The sequence below is a fragment of the Vibrio sp. 2CM40D genome (assembly GCF_023161825.1).
GTDB lineage: Bacteria > Pseudomonadota > Gammaproteobacteria > Enterobacterales > Vibrionaceae > Vibrio > Vibrio alginolyticus.
This window is the reverse complement of the sequence record NZ_JALNTL010000002.1, coordinates 556,175-572,233: the sequence shown is the minus strand read 5'-3', so window position 1 is coordinate 572,233 and position 16,059 is coordinate 556,175. Positions and strand designations below refer to the sequence as shown.

16 protein-coding genes and 1 pseudogene are annotated in these 16,059 nt (G+C 44.8%); 9 read left to right on the top strand and 8 right to left on the bottom strand.

Features of this window, described 5'->3' with window-relative positions; translation table 11 throughout:
- Window positions 1-8 precede the first annotated feature (8 nt).
- Complete coding sequence (locus tag MTF70_RS05910) at window positions 9-716, top strand: 1-pyrroline-5-carboxylate dehydrogenase (RefSeq protein ID WP_005383557.1); 708 nt, start codon at window positions 9-11, stop codon at window positions 714-716.
- A gap of 136 nt (window positions 717-852) precedes the next feature.
- Window positions 853-2,346, top strand: coding sequence for a sodium/proline symporter PutP (gene putP / locus MTF70_RS05905; protein WP_005374582.1), 1,494 nt, complete (start codon window positions 853-855; stop codon window positions 2,344-2,346).
- A 124-nt stretch (window positions 2,347-2,470) separates the two neighbouring features.
- Here putP and MTF70_RS05900 read toward each other — a convergent pair whose 3' ends face one another.
- Entirely contained in the window at window positions 2,471-3,004 is a 534-nt protein-coding gene (locus MTF70_RS05900; RefSeq protein ID WP_017820066.1) for a GNAT family N-acetyltransferase, read from the bottom strand.
- A 148-nt stretch (window positions 3,005-3,152) separates the two neighbouring features.
- Here MTF70_RS05900 and MTF70_RS05895 point away from each other — a divergent pair, with 148 nt between their 5' ends.
- Window positions 3,153-3,392 carry an RNA-binding protein gene (locus MTF70_RS05895; RefSeq protein WP_005374587.1) on the top strand — a complete coding sequence of 80 codons (240 nt, stop codon included), beginning with the start codon at window positions 3,153-3,155 and terminating at the stop codon, window positions 3,390-3,392.
- A gap of 91 nt (window positions 3,393-3,483) precedes the next feature.
- On the opposite strand, the gene MTF70_RS05890 is transcribed toward MTF70_RS05895, so the two are convergent.
- Both MTF70_RS05890 and MTF70_RS05885 read right to left on the bottom strand, forming a co-directional pair.
- Window positions 3,484-3,918 carry a hypothetical protein gene (locus MTF70_RS05890; protein ID WP_017820067.1) on the bottom strand — a complete coding sequence of 145 codons (435 nt, stop codon included), beginning with the start codon at window positions 3,916-3,918 and terminating at the stop codon, window positions 3,484-3,486.
- A gap of 5 nt (window positions 3,919-3,923) precedes the next feature.
- Window positions 3,924-4,199, bottom strand: a pseudogene (locus tag MTF70_RS05885) (GNAT family N-acetyltransferase); the annotation flags it as partial.
- A 358-nt stretch (window positions 4,200-4,557) separates the two neighbouring features.
- On the opposite strand from MTF70_RS05885, the gene MTF70_RS05880 reads away from it, so the two are divergent.
- Window positions 4,558-4,806 (top strand): hypothetical protein, encoded by a 249-nt coding sequence (locus MTF70_RS05880; RefSeq protein ID WP_005374593.1) that lies wholly within the window; start codon window positions 4,558-4,560, stop codon window positions 4,804-4,806.
- A 292-nt stretch (window positions 4,807-5,098) separates the two neighbouring features.
- A complete protein-coding gene (locus MTF70_RS05875) occupies window positions 5,099-5,575 on the top strand; it encodes an Lrp/AsnC ligand binding domain-containing protein (RefSeq protein ID WP_005374595.1) in 477 nt (158 codons plus the stop codon).
- Between the two features lie 103 nt (window positions 5,576-5,678).
- Here MTF70_RS05875 and MTF70_RS05870 read toward each other — a convergent pair whose 3' ends face one another.
- Together MTF70_RS05870 and MTF70_RS05865 are read right to left on the bottom strand one after the other, a co-directional pair.
- Window positions 5,679-6,386 (bottom strand): hypothetical protein, encoded by a 708-nt coding sequence (locus MTF70_RS05870; RefSeq protein WP_005374596.1) that lies wholly within the window; start codon window positions 6,384-6,386, stop codon window positions 5,679-5,681.
- 592 nt (window positions 6,387-6,978) lie between these two features.
- The gene (locus MTF70_RS05865; protein ID WP_005374597.1) at window positions 6,979-8,829 is read right to left on the bottom strand and encodes an ABC transporter ATP-binding protein; all 1,851 of its coding nucleotides are present in this window, start codon (window positions 8,827-8,829) and stop codon (window positions 6,979-6,981) included.
- 404 nt (window positions 8,830-9,233) lie between these two features.
- On the opposite strand from MTF70_RS05865, the gene MTF70_RS05860 reads away from it, so the two are divergent.
- Window positions 9,234-10,235: an arginine deiminase-related protein gene (locus tag MTF70_RS05860; protein ID WP_005383547.1), complete on the top strand. Its 1,002-nt coding sequence runs from the start codon at window positions 9,234-9,236 to the stop codon at window positions 10,233-10,235.
- Window positions 10,236-10,499: 264 nt separating this feature from the next.
- Window positions 10,500-11,738, top strand: a complete 1,239-nt coding sequence (locus MTF70_RS05855; protein WP_025768699.1) for a DEAD/DEAH box helicase — start codon at window positions 10,500-10,502, stop codon at window positions 11,736-11,738.
- A gap of 55 nt (window positions 11,739-11,793) precedes the next feature.
- Here MTF70_RS05855 and MTF70_RS05850 read toward each other — a convergent pair whose 3' ends face one another.
- Window positions 11,794-12,498: an MOSC domain-containing protein gene (locus MTF70_RS05850; protein ID WP_025768698.1), complete on the bottom strand. Its 705-nt coding sequence runs from the start codon at window positions 12,496-12,498 to the stop codon at window positions 11,794-11,796.
- A gap of 111 nt (window positions 12,499-12,609) precedes the next feature.
- On the opposite strand from MTF70_RS05850, the gene MTF70_RS05845 reads away from it, so the two are divergent.
- Together MTF70_RS05845 and MTF70_RS05840 are read left to right on the top strand one after the other, a co-directional pair.
- Window positions 12,610-13,425 (top strand): helix-turn-helix transcriptional regulator, encoded by an 816-nt coding sequence (locus tag MTF70_RS05845; RefSeq protein WP_025768697.1) that lies wholly within the window; start codon window positions 12,610-12,612, stop codon window positions 13,423-13,425.
- An 88-nt stretch (window positions 13,426-13,513) separates the two neighbouring features.
- Entirely contained in the window at window positions 13,514-14,506 is a 993-nt protein-coding gene (locus MTF70_RS05840; RefSeq protein WP_130545666.1) for a zinc-dependent alcohol dehydrogenase family protein, read from the top strand.
- A 73-nt stretch (window positions 14,507-14,579) separates the two neighbouring features.
- On the opposite strand, the gene MTF70_RS05835 is transcribed toward MTF70_RS05840, so the two are convergent.
- Both MTF70_RS05835 and MTF70_RS05830 read right to left on the bottom strand, forming a co-directional pair.
- A complete protein-coding gene (locus MTF70_RS05835) occupies window positions 14,580-15,275 on the bottom strand; it encodes a VC0807 family protein (RefSeq protein ID WP_005383527.1) in 696 nt (231 codons plus the stop codon).
- Window positions 15,276-15,441: 166 nt separating this feature from the next.
- The gene (locus MTF70_RS05830; protein ID WP_255209459.1) at window positions 15,442-15,972 is read right to left on the bottom strand and encodes a sigma-70 family RNA polymerase sigma factor; all 531 of its coding nucleotides are present in this window, start codon (window positions 15,970-15,972) and stop codon (window positions 15,442-15,444) included.
- Window positions 15,973-16,059 lie beyond the last annotated feature (87 nt).

Sequence of the window (16,059 nt, the reverse complement as noted above, 5' to 3'; positions counted from 1 at the left end):
GTCGCATTATGGTTCATCAGATCACCTATTTTAAAGATGCATTCTCTGCGTGGGAGCAGTGGAATCTGACTGATTTTGATTACAAATGCGAGCATGTTCTGGCATTTAAATCTGCACTAGAAGGGCAGCAGTCTACCGTTGCCAAAGTGGTTTCTTACCACTTGCAACAAGCATCAGCTCTTCTTGCAGAAACTCACCAGTTAGTTGGCCCTACAGGGGAAACTAACGAACTGTATGCCGCAGGACGCGGTGTGGCTTTGGTGATTTGTGAAAACAACATCGAGCCTGCTGATAATGCGTTATACAGTGCTTTTGCGATGATCACCTGTGCCTTAATTGCAGGCAACAGTGTGGTCGTTTGCAGTGACAATGCAGAGCTAAACCAATTGGTTAAGCAAGCTGTAGCGTTGGCAAACTTCCCATCTAACTTAGTCCAGGTTGTTGCGTACGATGCGTCTGCCCCGTTGCTTGAGAGCGATGTACGTAGTGTGGGTTATGTTGGGCGTTCACAGGTTGAGCATGCGCTCAATCTTCAACTAGCTAAGCGTGACGGTGCAATCGTCGGCTTAGTTTCTGAAACGGATTTAGAGTCACCGAAATTGGCTCATGATCCTCATCTCTCGTTGCGCTTCATTACTGAGCGCACTCGAACGATAAATATTACCGCGGTGGGTGGTAACGCAACTCTACTCGAGTTGGGGAACGAAACTCACTAACCTGACTTGTAATGCCAATCTGGAGTAACTGGACTGAGAGCCGGTCCAGATTGGTTTTTTATACTCTGATGTATTGCTGAGACGGTAAAATATCAGGGCAGGCAAGGAAGGAAATAATTATAACGAGGACTATCTAATGATAGAAAATAGCTTTGCTATCACGTCCACTTTTGTGGCGTATTTACTGATTATGGTTGCTATTGGCGTTTACGCGTATAAGAGGACTTCCAATTCATCTGACTACTTCCTAGGTGGCCGTAGCCTAGGTCCGTGGCCTGCTGCATTATCTGCAGGTGCTTCAGACATGAGTGGTTGGTTGCTGCTAGGCTTGCCTGGCTATGCGTACGCTGCGGGTATCGAGGCCTTCTGGTTAGCCGGCGGTCTACTTCTTGGTACATGGGCAAACTGGCTCATCAGTGCAAAACGCCTCCGTACCTACAGTATCCAAACTGACGCGCTAACGTTGCCAGAGTTCCTGTCACGTCGCTTCAACGATAAGTCGAAACTGATTCAGACAATCTCTGCGTTTTTCATTCTTCTATTTTTCCTTTTCTACACCAGCTCAGGTTTGGTCGCAGGGGGCAAACTGTTTGAGACGGTATTCGGTCTAGATTATACCTACGCTGTTATCATCGGTACGGTGTGTGTCGTTTCTTACACACTATTCGGTGGTTTCCTAGCGGTATCTTGGACTGACTTAGTGCAAGGTCTGCTAATGGCGGCTGCGCTAATGATTGTTCCTATAGCGGTAATGGACGGTGGTTTAGGTCAGCTAAGTTCTGATCTACATGACATCAACCCAGAACTTGCAACGCTATGGAATGACGCGAAAGGCGAACCATTGTCTGCGATTGCCATTATCTCTCTAGCGGCGTGGGGCCTTGGTTACTTTGGTCAGCCACACATCCTAGCGCGTTTTAAAGCGTCTCGTTCAAACAAAGATCTAACGACTGCACGTCGTATCGCAGTGATTTGGACGGCACTATCTATGGTTGGTGCAATGCTTGTTGGTCTTGTTGGTCTGGTTTGGGTTACGGGTCATCCGGGTACTCAACTAGAGGACGGTGAGAAGATCTTCATGCTATTGGTTAACGCAGTATTCCACCCTGTCGTTGCGGGTATGTTGTTAGCAGCAATCCTAGCGGCGGTAATGAGTACCGCTGACTCACAGCTCCTTGTTTCATCTTCAGCGCTTGCAGAAGATTTCTACAAGCAAGTATTCAAGCCAGAAGCGTCTTCTGAAGAAATCGTAATGATTGGTCGTATCGGTGTTATCGTTATTTCGCTTGTTGCGCTATTCCTAGCGATGACGCCTGATAGCTCAGTACTCGGTCTTGTATCTTACGCTTGGGCTGGTTTTGGTGCGGCATTTGGTCCTGCGGTTGTACTTAGCCTTTACTGGAGCGGTATGAACCGTAACGGCGCGTTAGCAGGTATTCTTGTTGGTGGTATCACTATCGTAGTTTGGAAGCAGCTAACTGGCGGTTGGTTTGATGTGTACGAAATCGTACCGGGCATCATCTTCTCTACGCTTGCCATCATTGTGGTAAGTAAAGCAACGGGTGGTGCTGCGCAAGACGTGTTAGACCAACACCAGTCGTTCGAGAAAAAACTGGTTGAACTAGACTAGTAACTTCCCGTATATGAACACAAAGCCCGCTATTTTAGCGGGCTTTGTTTTATCTGAAACTTAATTAACGTTAATGGTGGTAGCTTGAGATCAGAGCTTAGCATTGCTCGGTTAGATTGGAGTGTTAGTCGCGACGAATTTTGGCGTAAATAACGGTGTTACTCAGCTCTCCCGATGTGGTAAGACGTTCGTTTCTGAGCTCTCCTTCGAACTCATAACCACAGCGCTCGGCTACAGCCCGGCTCTTTTGGTTGGTGCTATCAGCATGAATTGCGATTCTCTTGGCGCCCAAGTCATCAAACGCATAGCGCTCAACTTCGAGCACAGCCTCGGCAACATAACCATTGCCAACGGCAGCATTATCTAACCAATAACCTATCTCAAAGGATGGTACGTCGGGATCTCGAATCATCAAGCCGACCGCACCCAGTAAGCGATCGCTTTCCTTTTCAATGATGTAGTAACGCAGCTCTTCTTCGAAGTTTTCAAAGTTTGCGATGGCTTTCTCTGTCCCTTCTATCATCGCTTCTAATGTCAGCACATGAGGCACCCACGGCAGATAGACTTCGAGAGTCTTTTGGCTGCGAACGACAGCTTGATGCGCCTCTTCGGCTCGTTCTAAACAAGCAGGGATGAGTTTGAGACGTTTCGTTTCCATGCCGACTCTCCTATGGGTGAAAAATGAACGGAAAATCATTTAAACAGATGTACTTAGAATGATCTAGTCAACGCCGTCATATTATTCACTTGGTTTGCCAGAGAGAAACTGAGAGAATCGAACCGTTATCAAACCAACTAGGTTCATTATGAAACTTTTAGTAAGAAACTTGGCTCGTCACATGACCGAGCAAGATATCCGCAAATTATTCTCAGCGTACGGCAAAGTAGAACTGTGTTCGCTAGTGCTTGATCAAGACACGGGTTTGTCGAAAGGCTTCGGTTTTGTCATCATGCCGGACGAAGCAGAAGCCATTTCTGCTCTTGAAGCACTGAATTTGACGAACGTAGAAAAAAGCAAAATTCGCGTGAAAGTCGCACAAGACTAACACAGAGAAAAGCCAGCGTTATTGCTGGCTTTTTTGTCTTTCTATTTAGAGACCAAATTGGCAACATTCTAGAATGTCTTCTCTTTTCGTTTTAGCGAGATTGATCATCAATTCTCTCTTCAAGTTGTTTCATTAAATCCTTTAACTGTAGAGAATCGAAATTGTCTGAATTCGGCACTTGGTAAGCGTCGTTGACTGTGTAGAGCATCAAACTTTTGCTAGAGAAGAACTCTTTCTGTATTTGGACTTTGACAATGTCATCAAGAGGTAGACGGAAGTAAACCGTTGAGCCCTGGCGGTACTTCAAGGTGTTGGTGCTTGCATCGATATCTAGCGTTTTAGGATTGAACGCGCGGCGCGTGAAGTACGTTGAGAGCAGTTTCAATCCTATTATTGTGAGTGCTACGAGTCCAAACTCGACGATCTTGTCTGCTAGGTAGGAAAAATAGAACAGCGACAACAATACAGTTCCTAGCAAGAAAGGGTTGTTCTTGGGCAGATTTTGTGAAGTTTCATGGATGATCATCCGACATATCCCTCTTCTATACGCGGTAAACTCACCGCACCAAGTAACTCCCCAGTGTTTCGCAAGGTAATAGCGTACGCCACGCCTTGATGCTGCTGATACATCGGATCGTGCCTATCTATCCATGCTTGCGCCATCGGTCGCTCATAAGGATGAGGGATGTTTGCTGTCATGTCGGCAATTCGCTTATCTCCAGCGAGTAAAGCCACTTGTTGGCAGTCATCGATATTGAATGGCCGGAGGACGAGTCTTTCGGTAGTGAGAATCGGTTGTATCGTCATGCATTTCTTCCTTGATGAGACGGCTATAGCTGCTAGCAACTGGTTTGCGGGGTAAATCAAGATAACAAGGCGTCTCGAAAGCTCGATCTAGCCAGCTGTAAAGTTGTCATGCGCCTTACTAAATAATAAGCCCGAACAATTGCTTATGTGTAATGTGTCGTATTATTACACACATAAGCACGTTTGCTCATATTGATGGTACAAAAGTTGAGGTCTGACCAATGTCTCAGTTTTTTGATACTTTCGTTCAATTTTTTGAAGATAGGGCACAAAAAATTAAAGGAGCTTTTTAATTGTGGAATTATTTTGAACAAAATATGTCAATTGTCAGTAGGACGAAAAAGTAGGGAGAAGAGAAATGCCGGATATATATTGCGCAGCTTGTAGAAAATCAACGCAACATAAAGTGATTATGAAGCGTTGCGAGCCTCAGTCTGTTGACTCGTTAACAGGCAAAATGGTGAGTTTTACACAGCTGATGGCGAAATTTGTATCAGGTGAACATTATTACGAGATGGAGCCTCAATACTACTGCCGTTGTTGTAATCATCGTGCAATTGGAGAGGTTGTTCCACATCCTACACGGCATACATCGGCCGCACTCTAATTCTGAGTGATAGCCATGATTAATGGCTAATTAGGGGGGCGTTGCCCGAACGACAGATCTATACAGGCGTATCATGCGCTTTCAAATTTGCGACTCCGCGGGAGCCGCTAGGTTGCTTTTTCTCTTCATATCACGGTTACTAAGTGAGCGGCAATAATCATAGCTCTTTCCCTCCTTCGTTGTTTTCTGGTTATTCTCTGCTGAATTTCACATGCTGTGCATTTGATGGTTTGCAATTGTTTGAGCAACGATTAATGTGATGCTTTCTAAGTGGTTACAAGGAAGTGGGTTAATGAGTTATCAATTGGACCGGATTGATTTACATATTTTGAGAGTGCTTCATTCGAGAGGCAGAATTCCAGTTGTAGAACTAGCAAAGCTGATTAACTTAACGACTTCTCCATGTTCTGATCGTGTAAAGCGGCTAGAAAAAGAAGGGTATATCAATGGTTATCATGCGGAGTTGAATGCGGAAAAGTTGGGGCTGGATGTGCAAGTATTCATCCATATTCGTTTAGACCAAACCAGTTTTTCTATTTTTGAAAAGTTTGCGAAAGCGGTGGAATTGATGCCTGAAATTGAAGAGTGCTACTCGCTCTCTGGAGATTTCGATACCATGATAAAAGTTCGTGTTAAGAGCATGAAAGCGTATCAGGAGTTTATGTCGAGTAAGTTAGGCACGCTTCCGGGCGTGATTCAAACTCGTAGTGAAGTGGTCATAGAAGAACATAAAACGGGATTTGGTGTTAATCCCGAGCTCCTTGGTTAGGCGAGGCATGTGTTGAGCCTCCTTATTTAGCGTGGCTTGGTATATTACTTTTTCTCGATTAAAAAAGGAGCCGAAGCTCCTTTTTTAATAAATCGGTGAGCGATTATGCCCCGATAAAGGTACTGATGACGCCAATTAAACCACCAAAAACACCGCCCCAAACGACTAGCCAGCCAAGGTGTTCTTTGATCATCTTTTGCACCATTTCTTTAACTAATGCCGGTGTTAATTCGCTTAAACGTTGATCGATGATACCTTCAATGTTCTGCTTTATCTCATCCATCATTGCAGGAGATTCGAATTGCTCTTTCAGTGCTTCTTTGATGTTATCGCTCTTGCTCAACTCAATGATGGATTCTTGCATCTTTTCGACGAAAGGTTGGCGCATGGGTTGTAGCGCTTCCGAGCCACCAAACATCGCTAGCATGCCACCAAACTGAGAGCCTTCAATTACTTCCACTAGGGAATCAAATGCTGGATTTAAATCTACTTTCTCAATTACTGGTTGAAGATCGATGTTCACACCGCCCGCCATTTCTTTATTCAAGAATCGGTCAATGTTCGCTTCAGTAAAAAACTGTTCCATCATTAAGTTTTTGATAGCCAGTTTAAACTCTTCAAATCGCGCGGGGATCACGCCAGAACCGTATAATCCAGGCACTTTCTCAAACAGCATATGGATGGCAAGCCAGTTGGTGATGGCGCCTGAGAACGCAAACAGCCCTGCATACCAAAGATAGTCGTTTTGTAATTGATGACCTCCAGCCATCAAAGCGATAGCGAGGACATTCGTTAGCAAACTTTTGTTCATAGTGACCAGTTATATATGAATATCGGAAAGAATAAGTGGGCCTGATTCTATACCTAAGTCACATTAAGATGCTAGGTTTTGCCGTGATGAGTAATCTTGTAGAGAAGGGACAAAAAATGAATGCTCAGAAAAACAAAACCCGACAATCATTGTCGGGCCACTGCTTTTTCTTAGAAAAACTAAGATTCTATTTTTAATTTTAGATGCGGTAGATCTTACAACAAAGTTGGCATTTCCATCTTTCTGAGTAGCCAAATAGCTTGTCAGCCCAACTTGGTTTGAGTTGTACGATCTGCATTGAACCACATTTACACATAAGCTAATTACCTTATTGTTAATATAATAACTAAGCCATCTATTGAGTATAGCTGTTTCTCAAAAAGTGAAATGACAAATGAAGACGGCTCAATACTCTGTATTGTGTTCATTGCAATGGATACGCAACGAGGCGGTATATTAGCAGAAAAAGTGTGAGCTTTATCATGGAGAGTGTTTCATATATGAGAAACCACAATGGCTATATGAGCATCTAGCCATGGATTTAAATAAAAAACGGCGCTTAAAGCGCCGTTTTTATTGAGCTTATCACTCGTTAAGAAGCGTGTTGATTGTCTAGTTCTTCAGCGATAAATCCGCCAGTTTGATGCGCCCAAAGCTGGGCGTAAATGCCGTTATTCGCAATGAGTTCTTGATGAGAACCTTGTTCAACGATGCTGCCTTTATCTAGCACGATGAGGCGATCCATTTGTGCGATGGTCGATAATCGGTGAGCGATAGCAATAACCGTTTTCCCTTGCATTAATTCATTCAAGCTTTCCTGAATCGCTGCTTCGACTTCTGAATCTAGAGCCGATGTTGCTTCATCCAATACCAGCAATGGTGCATCTTTGAGTAGCACACGAGATATTGCGATACGCTGACGTTGGCCGCCAGACAGTTTCACACCACGTTCACCAACTTGCGCATCGTATCCGACATTACCAAATGGGTCGGTCAGAGTTTCGATAAACTCATGGGCATGCGCTTGCTTAGTGGCTTTCAGCAAATCTTCTTCTGTCGCATCTGGATTGCCATACAAAATATTGTCTCGAATTGAACGGTGTAGCAGAGAAGTATCTTGGGTCACCATACCGATCTTTGAACGCAAAGAGTCTTGTGTGACTTCTGAGATGTTCTGTCCATCGATCTTAATGCTGCCGTCTTCGACATCGTGGAAACGAAGTAACAAGTTCACCAGAGTTGATTTTCCGGCGCCGGAGCGCCCAACCAAGCCGACTTTCTCTCCTGGTTTGATGTTGAGATCGAGATGGCTAATTACGCCTTTGTTCTCACCGTAATGGAAGCTGACGTTATCAAAGTGAATGCCTCCTTCAGTGACAACCAAGTCTTTTGCACCTGGTTTATCTTTAATATCAATAGGCTTAGAGAGCGTTTTCATTCCATCGACAACGGTTCCCATGTTTTCAAAGAGGGCGCCAACTTCCCACATTATCCACATCGACATACCGTTTACGCGCAATGCAAGACTAACAGCAATCGCAATCGCGCCAACGCTAATGGCACTATCCAACCACAGGTAAATCGATAAAGCAGCAACGGAAAACACCAAAATATAGTTTGAGATCTCTACAGCGACGTCGAAGCCGGTCACTAGGCGCATTTGACGATAGACCGTATTCAAAAATCCTTTCATGCCTTGCTCGGCATATTGGGTTTCGCGCTGGCTATGAGAAAACAGTTTGACGGTTTGAATATTGGTATAACTGTCGACGATGCGCCCTGTCATTGTCGAACGTGCATCGGCCTGCGCTGAAGCGACGTCTTTGAGCTTAGGGACAAAATAGATTTGGATAGCGATGTAAGCGAGTAACCAGACGATCATTGGGATCATCAAACGCCAGTCTGCCGTCGCTAACATAATGATCATGCTGGTGAAGTAAACCGTAACGTAAACAAACACATCCATAGCTTTCATTACGGTTTCGCGCACAGCTAATGAGGTTTGCATGACTTTCGTTGCGACTCGACCTGCAAAATCATCTTGATAGAAGTTCAAGCTTTGATTGAGCAAATACCGGTGTGCAAGCCAGCGGATAGACATTGGGTAGTTGCCCAATAACGTTTGATGAACGAGCAACGAGTACAAGATCACCAATATAGGCATGACAACCAGCAATAAGGCTCCGTAGAAAATCAAATCCGATTTGTTGTCTTGTAAGAACGTTTCTGGATTGCTGGTAGACAACCAATCAACCAATTGTCCCATCGCGCCAAACAACATTACCTCAACAACAGCCACAATTGTGGCCATCAAAGACATGATGATCAAAGGCTTTTCATAACCACGAGTGTAATAACGCAGAAAAGCGAACATCCCTGAAGGAGGCTGATCCGGTGTAGATTTGGGGAACGGCTCTGTAAAGCCTTCAAATCGTTTAAACATAACTCATCCTAAAGTTAAAACAGTGCCATTTGGGGTGGCTAAATCCATCGATTCACGCTGCTTTGGACGAAACCGCGTGTATGAGAGTTTTTTGCCTGCTCCTCGATAAAGCAGACCGATTGACGAGAGGGGCGAAAAAATAGTCTAACCGATTGTGTCTTAAATGTAACTAGTTGGTTATGGGTGTGATTGTCTATGGTTCTGATTCTTATGATGAATTCTTATCATGTTCATCGTGGTGCCATAAAAGCTTAAACCTGCAAAGTGACAATAAAATTTAAGGAAAAATGAACTTAATGCAGCAAAAATTACTTTTGTGCAATTAAATTAATTGTCAAAACAGCAAAACTGAAGTTAACAATAAATTTACAATCTCCTCATTCTAGTGATAAGGAATGTATTGGATGCTATTACACGAATCAGTGACCCAATTTGCTAATGGGAAAGAAGAAAGCACGCAAAGTGCTCAGCGCCAAACCGCAAACTGCGTAGTGATGGTGCCACCGAAAGAGTTTCGTTTTAATGAAGAAACCGCACAAGATAATGAGTTCCAACATAAAGTGTCACTCAGCCAAGAAGAAGTCTCACGTCGAGTAATGGCCGAGTTCGCGAGTATGGTTGCAACGCTGCGTCAAGAGGGCGTTCAAGTTGTTGAGTTTGATTATCCAACTTCAGATGTTGCGACGCCAGACGCGGTATTTCCAAACAATTGGTTTAGCACTACGCCAGATGGCACGTTGTACACCTTTCCAATGGCCTGTGAAAACCGTCAAAAAGAAGTACGTCCCGATGCGCTTGTGGCAGCACTAGCGCAAGCTGGGCGAGAAGTTCATCGACGCAGCAGTCTAACTGAATATCTTGATGAGCAAGCGTATTTAGAAAGCACGGGTGTGATGGTGTTTGACCACCTAAATAAAACGGTCTACGCCGCACTCTCACAACGTTGTGATCGTCTGGTTTTAGAAGATTACGCCGATCGTATTGGCTATGAACGAGTGATTTCTTTCCAAACTCGTTTGCCGTCTGGTGCGCCGATTTATCACACCAATGTGATGATGGCGGTTGGCGAACAGTTTTGCGTGATTTGTGACGAAGTGATCCCAGAATTTGAGCGTCGTTTTGTAATGAAGTCACTCGCCAAAGACAAGCAAGTCATCTCAATTTCGCTTGAGCAGATGAACCAGTTCTGCGGTAACATTCTGCAACTGGAAACGATCAACGGCGATAAGGTGATTGCGATGTCGCAATCGGCGTACGATGCATTTTCACCAGCACAAAGAAACCAATTGGCAACGCACGGTAAATTGCTGCCATTCGACGTTTCTACCATAGAATCTATTGGTGGTGGTTCGGTTCGTTGCATGTTGGGTGAAGTGTTCTTACCGAATCGTAAAGCTGTGCTTTAATAAACTGCACATTTCTTTTCAGCCGCAGTGAAAGGCTGATGAAGCGTTCTCTTCAAGGGTTTTTAGCCGTTAGCTCTGTGGCAGTACAGACTAACGGCTTTTTTGCGCTTTTTAGTTTTCTGACGATTTGCGTAGGCGACGCTTGGTTTAAGCGCCTAAAATAGGATGGTTCACCTAGCAGATTGTGATAAAGTCCGCGCCTGCGTTTTACCGCATCTTCATTGTTTTTATTGCTTCTTCAACCAAAAGTACAAGGTTTCGCTAATGCCATTTTCTACTCTCTCATTGAGTTCTGAGCTGATTCACGCACTGCCAAAAGACTTCAAGAAACCGACCGATATTCAAGCGTTGGCCATTCCTGAGCTGTTGGCTGGTCAAGATCTATTGGCTTTGGCAAATACAGGCAGCGGCAAAACCCTTGCTTATGGTTTGCCTTTGTTGGAAAAGCTGGGTGTCAATCCAGAGCAAAAGGCGCTGATTCTTGTGCCAACGCGTGAGCTGGCAATGCAAGTGAGTGAAGCAGTTAACCAAGTTGGTCAAGTTATTGGCATTAAAACAGTGTGCTTGTGTGGCGGCGTTGATAAAGAGCAACAACAGCAGGCGCTAGCGACAAATCCTCATATCCTTGTCGCGACGACAGGTCGTTTGGTTGACCTAGCAAACAATGGCCTGGATTTGAGCAATGTTCATTATCTAGTATTGGATGAAGCGGATCGTTTGTTGGATATGGGCTTTTGGCCTGACGTACAAAAGATTTCGATGCAAACCTTCAATCAGCGTCAAACCGCGATGTTCTCGGCAACGTTTTCAGATGAGTTGAAGGGTAAAGCGAAGCTGCTTATGCAGGCACCAAAGCAAGTTGCAGCGCATCAAGAAAACAGCACCAACCAAGATATTGCTGAAACGCTGTACCTCGTCAACAAAGGCAGTAAAACCAAGGCATTGATTGAACTGATTCAAAAAAACGCGTGGGCTCAGGCATTAGTCTTTATTGGTGCGAAAGAGAACGCCGATGGCTTAGCGAAGAAGCTGAATAAAGCGGGCATCTCAACCAATGCGCTGCATGGCAATAAGAGTCAAGATGAGCGAGAAGAAGCACTGGCGCAGTTTAAATCTGGGCAAATTCAGGTGTTGATTGCCACCGATCTACTAGCGCGTGGCATTCACATTGAGCAATTACCTGTAGTGATCAACTTTGAACTGCCAATGCATGCAGAAACTTACGTTCACCGAGTAGGACGTACCGCTCGCGCAGGCCAACAAGGTGTGGCGGTGTCATTGGTTTGTCATGGTGAAATGGACGCACTAAACGCGATTCGTCACCTGACTCAACGTGCATTGCTAGTGCAAGATCTGGTTGGTTTTCCAGTAACGGATAAGCCATCAACTGGCGAGAGCAAACGCGCGCCACGCGATAAAAAAGCCAACCGCCGAACTCATGCTAAGAAGAGCATTAAGCAGTTCCAAGGTAAGTCGAAACGCCCAGCCCCGAGTGCGAAGTAAACCAAAAAAACACGCTCTTGACGGCATAGTCGGTTCAGAGCATGGCTTACAAATTTTACTTTTGAGTATTAACGGCAGTTGGGACAATCAAGCGCATTTCCCAATCTTCGACTTCACCAGTTTCTAGACGGCGCTCGACCAGCTTGCCCCAAGACTCGACTAACGGCAGCTCAGACAGCTTAGTGAGTTCTTTTCTATCTAAACAGCCAGTGAAAACCGCACCCATGATACGAGCCAATGGCCATTCTGGATAAGGTCTTTCGCACAGAATAATCTCGTCACCTGCACCGATATCGCCTTCTTCCAGCACTCGGAAATACCAGCCTGTTCGAAGCGTATCTTGCAGTCTTCTCGCCATGTCGTGTTGGTCAAAGCGTACGTTAAGTTTCCAACAAGGCATGCGACCTTGCGACACTTCCAGTAGTGTTGAGCCGATGCGAATTTTATCTTTCAAGCAAATCGTGGATTCGGTGACGCTTTCGGAGCTGATGTTTTCGCCAAAGCCGCCGGCGGATTGGAAAATTGGTCTTTCGCCTAATTCTTGTTGCCAGATTGGGTAGTGTTCGCTTGGGTAAATATGAAGCGCTTTTTGAATGCCACCATGAAAGCGCGGATCACCTTGCTCATCACTGATAAAACCGAGCTCTGTTGCATGCTGGCGCTCAGGCAGCACTTGTTTGTTGATTGCGCTTTGCGCACCATGAGCATAAGGGACGGTTTTCCCTGCTAGCACAGCTTTTACGACGCCGATTTTCTTCATGTAACCTCCTTATTATTTGAATGAGAGATAAAGTGTTTACCTTCATTCGCGATGCGGAGCATGATAGCCTAGTAAACTTGTGTCGGTGTAGGGATGAAAAGACAACTAACAATGCTAACTCGCCAAATTGATTCGAAGTCAGGCGTCGTCACCTCCAATGAGATGATGGCCGCGAATCCCCATTCTCCTGTTTTAGTGAAAACCATCGACATGCCAAAAGGTTACATTGATGCGCTGCATCAACACACTTGGCATCAAATCATCTTTCCTATCAAAGGGTTATTGCAAACACAAACTGAGCATTATCAGCACTTGGTTCCGCACACCTCTGCGTTATTTGTTCCTGCGGGTGTTCAACACGAGTCGATTGCTCTAAGCAATACGATATTTGTTGGTATTTACCTCAACCCTGAGTTTGGTGCGACGTACGAGCCACAAGTGAGAACCATTGCTTTAACGTCGTTTTTAAATGAGCTTTTACAAGAGATCCGCAGACTGTGTGAAGGTGAGACAAGCCACGAAGAAGTGTTGCATTTACTGGCGGTGCTGCATGATCAAATTTTGAAACGCAACGTGCAGACATTTCAGTTATTGCTGCCACAAGACAGACGACTAAAACTGATTTTCGAGCGACTGACTGACGAGCCAGCGTTGAGCTGTTCGCTAAAAGAGTGGGGGGAGAAAATTGGGGCGTCTGAGCGTACTTTATCACGGCTGTTCGCCAAGGAATTCAACACTTCATTTCTACTTTGGCGGCAACAAATTCGGCTAATTTACTCGCTTTCTTTGTTAGATGAATCGTTGCCAATCCAAGCCATTGCAGACCTAGTGGGTTATCAAAATGACTCATCCTACATCAAAGCATTTAAAGCCTATTTTGATATGACGCCACAACAGTTTAGAGTGAACGGCGCATCGCGCAGGTAGAAATACAGAGCTTCGACTTCACTTAATGCTTTTGAGTAGAAGTCGCGAAACTTCCTTTTTGAATTTCAATTACATGGTATGAATAACAATGGCACCAACGATAAATACTCGAGTGAATCAATTCTGTTTTGGTCAACCCAAAACGTCGCTGTCGTTGGAAAAAGAGCCCCTCAAACCGCTTGCTCAGGGCAAGGTTCGGGTGCGACTGGAAGCCACCAATATTAACCCAAGTGACTTGCTTTCCATTCATGGTGTTGGGCAATACCGCCGCGTTCACGTACCACCTCGCGTGCCGGGATTTGAAGCGGTTGGGCGTGTGGTGGAAGTCAGTGCAGTTGGTCAAACTGACCTTCAAGTTGGGCAAAAGGTGTTGGTGGCGATGAGTGGTACTTGGCAATACTACATAGATGCCTCGCCTGAGAATCTTTTTCCGCTACCTGAGAGTTTGGAGAACGGCTATGCCTGTCAGTTGTACATCAACGCGTTAACCGCGTGGGTGATCACCACTAAAGTAGCTAAGTTGAACAAAGACGATGTGGTGATCATCAATGCAGCAGGGTCAGCGATCGGTAAGATATTTGCCCAGCTCGCCCATTCACTGGGTTTTGCACTGATTGCTGTGACCTCAAAGCGAGACGAGTATCCGTACGATACCATTCCAGTGTTGGACGCGAAGAAAGACTTACAAGCGCAGCTGCAAACGCGCCAACTGCCACAACCAACGGTCGCTCTGGACGCGATAGGTGGTGAGGCTGGCACGGATCTCATTCGTACCTTGAAAGAAAACGGCCAATACATCAACTACGGAACATTGTCGTTAACGCCTTATACGCCTGAGTTTTTTGAATCGATGAAGGCCAACAACATCGACTTTAGTACATTCTTTTTGCGGTATTGGGAAGAATCGGTAGGTAAAGGCGGGAGAAAGACGGTGTTCGCTGAAATGTTAGAACACTTTATTAGCAGCGACATAAAGTTAAACGTTGCATATGATCTGTCGTTAGAGGACTTTCAAACAGCGATTGAAATGGTTGAGCGACGCTCGTCAGCAGTGTCAGGAAAAATCATTTTGACGCTGTGAATTACAGTGGGCCTGTTGAGAAAAGGGAGGATAAAATCCTCCCTTTTTTATGGGTTTATTTGTAATGATAGGGCTATTTTAGATGGAAGATTTGCTCTGTTTCGAGCGATGTCATCGCACGTACTTGACGCCAAATGTAATAAAAAATACCGAACATCATCAACATACTTGGGATGGCAATCATTGGGTAACTGTACAGCGTCATTTTTCCTAACTCTTCGTTAAAGGCAGCAGTACCAGAAGGGCTAGTCACAATCCAAGTCGCAAGGAAGTAGTTCATTGCAGATGAGAACGCAAAAGTACTTGCAAACAGGTAGTTAGAAGACATAAGGCAACGTTCGAACGCATCGGTTTTACCATTTTCTTTTAAACGTTGGTTAATCAACGCGAGGTTCAACACAGTGTCATTCAGTACTAACTTCTGCATCAGCGGGTAGCGGGTAAACGTTGAACCCAAAACCGCTAAACCGATCAGGCCAGGAATCAGGGCTTCTTTTAGTGCTAACCAGCGTGTATCAAGCTCTAACAAGCCGATGCCACCAGTTAGTAGAACACTGATAAAGCCCAGAGCAGAAATAAAGTTAAATTTCTTGTTACGGACAAGGTCCATACCGCCATAAATGATAGGAAATAGCAAAGCGACAACCAGCGCCATTGCTGTCCCTAGATGCTCATCGCCACTAAACTTCATCAAAATGAAGGAAGGGATAAATACGTTGAAAAGGATTTCAAATAAGGGATTCGGCTTTTTCGCCGTCGTGTTACTCATAATGTTTTACTGACTCTACTCTATGTCGGCTGTTATTGTACTTTGACAAGAAGTGTTCATCTAGTCGCGCTTGATGTAAAGCGTTAAAGCGTCGAGTTGTGTAACGACTTATGAAATAGACCGGAGCATAGCCAGTTAGTTTACATGATTGACTACTTTTTGTGTCTTAATGACTCTCCTTCTGTGCGATGATCTGATTACGCGCTCTGAATAATCGAGTCGCCACTGTGTTGTGGTTGAGCCTCAAGGCTTGGGCAATTTCATCATGATTCAACCCAGCCACTAAGCTCAAGAGCAACGGCTCTCGGTATTTGGGTTCGAGAATCATCATTTGTTTTTGAAGCCAATCTTGGGCCATGTCGTAGTCACTGCCAGGGTAGGTTTTTGTCTGTATTGCACACTCATCAATGTCGACAAAATCGTACTGTTTTCTATCAAAGCGCCGAGCATTCTCACGACGCAAAATAGTAATGAGCCAAGACTTCGCGGCGTTGGGGTCATTTAATTTATCAAAGAATCGCCACGCTTTCAGAAAGGTTTCTTGCGCTAAATCTTGAGCAAGGTGGTGATCTTTGCATAACCAATACGCGAGACGGTAAATCTCTTGGTATCGATCTTTCGTCAGTGCTTCGTAACGTTTATGTTTTTCCATAGCATTAAGATAAAAAGTTTGGAGAGCACGTTGTGTCTGCCAGATGAACGACAACCCTTTTTATCGCTTTTACAGTGATAAAAAGGGTTGTTCGATTAGGAAGATAAATTCGAAGAGTTAACCTTCGAAATA